6 protein-coding genes are annotated in these 5,590 nt (G+C 43.7%); 1 reads left to right on the top strand and 5 read right to left on the bottom strand.

What is annotated here, in order from left to right; all coding sequences use genetic code 11:
• Positions 1 to 268 precede the first annotated feature (268 nt).
• The 5 genes from ACH2DQ_RS28355 to ACH2DQ_RS28375 all read right to left on the bottom strand — a co-directional run bounded on the left by ACH2DQ_RS28355 (position 269) and on the right by ACH2DQ_RS28375 (position 4,680).
• Positions 269 to 1,621, bottom strand: coding sequence for a uroporphyrinogen decarboxylase family protein (locus ACH2DQ_RS28355; RefSeq protein WP_394915171.1), 1,353 nt, complete (start codon positions 1,619 to 1,621; stop codon positions 269 to 271).
• Between the two features lie 137 nt (positions 1,622 to 1,758).
• On the bottom strand, positions 1,759 to 2,775 hold the full coding sequence (locus ACH2DQ_RS28360) for a lipoate--protein ligase (RefSeq protein ID WP_394915170.1): 1,017 nt from the start codon (positions 2,773 to 2,775) through the stop codon (positions 1,759 to 1,761).
• Positions 2,768 to 3,733, bottom strand: coding sequence for a CobW family GTP-binding protein (locus ACH2DQ_RS28365; RefSeq protein ID WP_394915169.1), 966 nt, complete (start codon positions 3,731 to 3,733; stop codon positions 2,768 to 2,770). The genes ACH2DQ_RS28360 and ACH2DQ_RS28365 overlap by 8 nt, the downstream gene beginning before the upstream one ends.
• Positions 3,730 to 4,035, bottom strand: a complete 306-nt coding sequence (locus tag ACH2DQ_RS28370; RefSeq protein WP_394915168.1) for a biotin/lipoyl-containing protein — start codon at positions 4,033 to 4,035, stop codon at positions 3,730 to 3,732. The genes ACH2DQ_RS28365 and ACH2DQ_RS28370 overlap by 4 nt, the downstream gene beginning before the upstream one ends.
• Before the next feature lie 36 nt (positions 4,036 to 4,071).
• On the bottom strand, positions 4,072 to 4,680 hold the full coding sequence (locus tag ACH2DQ_RS28375) for a DUF5714 domain-containing protein (protein ID WP_395028745.1): 609 nt from the start codon (positions 4,678 to 4,680) through the stop codon (positions 4,072 to 4,074).
• 280 nt (positions 4,681 to 4,960) lie between these two features.
• On the opposite strand from ACH2DQ_RS28375, the gene ACH2DQ_RS28380 reads away from it, so the two are divergent.
• A partial coding sequence (locus ACH2DQ_RS28380) for a hydantoinase/oxoprolinase N-terminal domain-containing protein (protein ID WP_395028746.1) occupies positions 4,961 to 5,590 on the top strand: 630 nt, incomplete at its 3' end.

The following is a 5,590-nucleotide window of genomic DNA, read 5'->3' on the forward strand; positions in this document are numbered from 1 at the left end:
AGACTGGGTATAAATGGCTTCTCCCTGCCTGAGTCGCATTTCCACTGCCGGCATAACCTCTCCGATCAATCTGTATTCCATACTTTTTACCTCCTTATAATTTATAAAATTGCAATAATACTTCCTGAGTCATCTATATTTTTTATCTTATCTGCCTTACCCATCGTCTCTTTCCCAACTATTTTACCATGACCGTATATATATTTCCACAAAAATAAGAGCTGCTACCCATAATTGGGGAACAGCCCTCACACATTGCCATCACTTATCAGCTTTTTTTATCTACTGCTGCCTGGAAACATGCAGTCAGTTCTGCATTATCCGGAAGAATACTTTCATATTTCACTTCGCCGTCCACACAGATTGTCGGTACATTTTTAGCACCTAATTTCATCATGCAGGCAACGCCTTCTTTTTCTTTGATCTTATGCTCGATGATCTTCACTTTATCACCCAGTGGTGCAGCTGCAGTGTAAACGGCTTCCATATTGTACTGACATGCAGCACAGGATTCGGAATCCAGTGTAATACAGTCTATTATGACCTGTTTTTCGCTTGCATAGTCCGGTAATTCATAGTCTACACCTGCCATAACATCTTCGCCTTCAAAAATCTCTTCGATATTGCCGTGCACGGTGCTGGTAACAGCCTGAACGTTGGCAACGGGGGTTGCATAAGGCATATCACAGCCGGGAGCCAGAATATATCCTGTTTTTCCGCCGATATTCATACAGTTTGTAGCATCTCTCACATTGTCATAAGGTGTTCCAAAGAGCATGGTCAGAGTCAGTTTGATATTACCGCCTACAGATACCTTGTATGGTTTACAGGTCTCCACTACATACTCCAGCGGAATATTTTCGTCGATGGAGATATTATCGCAATGGGTCTGGCACATTGCTTCAATATTACGTTTTGCATTTCCACATACGAAGAAGGATCCCAGTTTGCCTCTTTCACGAATGTAATCAAATACAGGTGTTACATAAGGTGTTACAAATTCTTCAAAGTTATCAGGGGAAATCTGAGAAGTCATAGGATCAACGATTGCTACGATATCCACACCGGCATCGATATACATTTTTGCAGTATTGATCGCTACCTTCTGGCAGAATTCCATTAATTCTTCCACTTCTTCCGGTTCATCCAGCATATCATAGAAGATATCGGTTCCTTTTAAATGAAGTGCCAGAGTAAAGGGTCCTGTGATTAAACCATAAACTGCACATTTATCACCAATGGCTTCCACAATGCGTCTTGTAGCGTCCATTGCTATGGGGAAACGTCCGTCTTCCTGTGTTGGGATCTTCAGATCAGCCAGCGTCTTGCCCTGCTCTAAGATGTGGCTGGATACTGCAGGCGGATTATCCTTTGCATAAGTCAGATTGCATCCCATAGCCTCTGCTTCCAGCTGAAGGTCAAATAATGCGGGAATCCCATCCGGCTGATACAATTCTACTGCCTTTAATACTCCATTTACAATATGATCTGCACTTTTAAAGAAATCCTCACAATTTACATCTATCAGACTTGCTGCGTGGCATCCTACAAAAGGAACCCAGGGTATACGTTCTACTTCTTTACACTGCATTGCACGAAATACTAATTCTCTTGAATTCATTCTAATAATCTCCTTTATGTATTTTTCATATCTATACGCCCTGATACCGCCTGCGGATTAACGGCATCAACCATACACTCATTATATCAGCAAGTCAAAATTTATTTTGAAAAAATCATAGTTATTTGGTAATAATTTTAGTAAAAACACTCCATCAGTTCGTCTTTTGTAATTTTGCCAAAATATTTTACAAGGGGTACGTGCTCTAATACCCCTTCCACTGTCTCCCGCCTGTATTCCAATCCAATCAGCATATCTTCTATGTCAGATGCCGGACAGAGGGAAAGAAAATCACCACTGATTTTACATGCGGTAATCATACCTTTTTTAATTAACATCTCTACCGTTACTTTTCCATTGGCAAACCGCTTTTCTTTCCTGTGGTTAAACATGGGGGAGCGTCCATAATTCCAATCCCTGGAACCATATTTGTGAAGTGCCAGTTCCTCTGTCTCCGCCAGTATCCCAGGTGTGATTTCCACCTTTGTGATACCCCCGGCTTCCTTTTCCAAATAAGTGCGCAGATAATCCCGGAATTGCAGTACATTCATCCCAGGTTCATCCAGGAAGTCAATGATATTGCCGATTCTGCTCTTCACCGACTTCACACCTTTTGAGGATAACTTATCCTGGCTGACCTTTAAGAGCTCTGTTGCCTTTGCAAGATCTGCACAAAATAAAAGCGTACCATGATGGAGTATCCGGTTCTGATGCTGTGCCTGGGCATTGCCGGATATTTTTTTGCCATCCGCCGTAATATCATTTCTGCCGCTTTTCACGGCTGGTACTCCCAATGTCTTTAAAGCTCCTATAACCGGTTCCAGGAATCTCTCATAAGAAATATCCATATCTTCATTTTCTGTAGTAATAAATGAAAAGTTCAGATTCCCCAGATCATGGAACACAGCGCCGCCGCCGGTATTTCTGCGCACTACTTTTGTTCCGTACTTTTCCACTGCTTCCTCATTTATTTCTTCCAGCGTATTCTGGTGTTTCCCAATGATAATACTGTTTTCATTCTGCCATAAAATCAGCATGTCAGCATCGGGATACCCTGCTGTCTTGTGATAGAAAAAATATTCTTCCAGTGCCAGATTTTTGCAGGGATCTGTAAACGGGCTTTCTACATATAATATGCCGTCAATTCTATTCATAAATCTCACACGCTTCCTTGCAGGTTGATTTCCAGGTATCCTCCAGTTTCTCTTCAAATTCCTCGGGACCATTGCCAATGACCACCAGCTTCGTGTGTGTAATTACATCCCTTTTTCCCGCTTTAAAAGGCTTTATTTCCAGATAGTCTCCTACCCCATCCACCTGGATCCATCCTTCCTGCGTATCTGCGATTCCTTTTATACGCAGTGCCATAGGCTGCATTTTTTTCACGAACTGCTCCAGATCCGGCTTACTTACTTTTGTCCCGCATTCCAGGGAATAAGTCGCCGGGCGGTTCCATGGCTGATTACTGGTTTCACCCACGTAACCGTTATCAATTAGTTTTTCATCCAGTAATCCCAGGGGAACCTGTGCAAACATCGTTTCGTACAGGTATGCTTTGGGATTCAATTCCCGGATTTTTCCTTTTATCTTTTCAATGGTTACCTGATTCACCAGATCCACTTTATTAATGACAATAAAGTTACTGGATGCAATCTGATTCTGCACCGGTGCCAATACCTGCACATGACGCAGGAACGTAACGCTGTCCGTAATGCAGACTGCGCCCCGGTACCGGTAAGGGCGGGCATCTGAATCTGCCTGGGAACGGCTTACCATATGTTCCATTTCCTGAAGAAGCAGATGCATATTGGAAGGATCCGCCATGCCTGAGTTCTCAATCAGCAGGATATCTATATCTTCCTTTGAAAAGCCAATGAGGGTTTTTACAAATCCCCCTTTTAAGCAGGCACAAAATATGGAACCGTTATTAATTTCCACCAGTTGAATACCTTCTTTTTCCACCAGCATGCCGTCAATTCCCAGGCTGCCAAATTCATTAATAATGACCCCAATCTTCTTATTGGGCAGTGCCTGGAGAAGTTTTTGCAAAAAGGTTGTCTTGCCTGCCCCCAGAAAACCTGATATCAGATATAAATCAATCTCTTTTTTCATTTCTGCTCCTTTCCATCTTCGATGTAACCCAGTATCTCCTGAAACGCAAACTCTTCTTCATCTTCAATACAGATTTCGCACAGGGTGCCGCTGCAGGGTGCTGTAAATTCCAGAGCCTTCTTTTCTACTTCTCCCTCACACACAGTCTCCCCTTCTTCCACTGCTTCCCCGATCTCTTTTAACCAGGTCAGCGTGCCGGTCTTAAAAGTCAGGTTCACCGGTCTGTCCTGACACGGACAGGGATGCTCCGGATCTTTTTTCGGCATTGCCTTTTTTGGTACGGTAATTTCTATTCTTGACATGTTTTCCTCCTGGTGCGTATTATAACAAGGATTTGCCTATTCAGAGTACGGACAGGCTTTTCCTTTACATTCCTTATTGTTCTTGTAGTATTTGCAAATCACCTTTTCCGGCTTTTCCAGTTGGATCCCAAGGTACTCCCGGATACTTTCAGCCGCACTCTCTAAAGCGAGATAGGTATTCCGCTTGCAGCATCTGGGACCATCTACACCGGAAATAGCAAGCAGCGCCCTGCCTACCGCATGGTTAGTCCATGCCCAGGTTCCTTTTGAAAGCGGTGTTGTCTGGGTGTAAATGCTTAAGAAGATTCCAACTCCCACTGCCGCTCCGCAGGAGCCATAGAGTCCGCAAAATCCGCCCAGTACATTTTTCGCCCTGGACAGTGCTTCCCGAAGATCTTCTTCCAGAACTGCCGTCTCATCTCCCTCTTCCTTATGACAGGCAGTCAAAAGCACTCCAGGCATAAGATAGTGGTGGGGCGGGCAATGCATGGGAAGCCCTTCAATATCCATCAGTTCTTCCGCCAGCTCCCAGATGGTTTTATTTTCACCTGATTCATAATATGTAAGCAGTTTCTCTGTCATTTTATCATAATAAATATCCAATTCACTGTAATTTCCCATATTTTTACCCTTTGCATATAGCACACATCCTGCTATCGCCCTTTCTGTATTTATTATAAACTCACTGCCCGGAATAGAAAAGTAAAAAACCTGGATTATTGGGAAATTTTTTAGATTCATAGAATTTTTACTAAAAATCCAAAATTTTGAAAAAATCCCTGGTGCCGGAAACGCTATAATATATGTAGAAACAGCAGATACAGATTGTGCAATGCAGTACCAGTGCCGCCCGGCCAGGTCGGCACCAGGGCTTGCAGATGGCTGGAAAGAATTTTAAACACGCTCATGAATGGAGGAAATTATCATGATTGGAATTGGCATTGACACCGGCGGCACTTATACAGATGCTGTCATCTATGATTTGGAGAATAAACAGATATTAGAAAGCGCAAAATCTCTGACCACAAAAAGCCGCCTGGAAACAGGCATTACCAATGTACTGGAAAAGTTATCACAGACGGCCCTTCAGTCTGCATCCTTTATGGCACTGTCCACAACCCTGGCAACGAATGCCTGTGTGGAAAGCAAAGGCGGAAGAGCTAAACTCATATTTATCGGGGTAAATCCAAGGACAGTAGATGAGACCTATCTATCCTACGGTCTGCCTCCCTCCCGGGAAATCTATTTTATGGATGGGGATCCTGCTGATGCACTGCGCCCGGAAGTCAATCCCCCTGCTGTTGGCAGTGATCTTTGCTCGTTGCCTGCGGAGAATAAGCCGGACTGGAAAAAGTTCCGCCAGGATATCCGTACACAGTTTAGTGATTATGACAGCATTGCCGTGGTACAGATCCACCCGAAATATAATGGAGCTGCTTATGAAAAAACGGCACATCGCATCATTACGGAAGAACTGGATGTCCCTTGCATTACGGGCTACGAATTGTTCCACGATTTAAACGTCCTGCGCCGGGGTGCCAGTGCTCTGTTAAAT

The organism is Robinsoniella sp. (assembly GCF_034124845.1).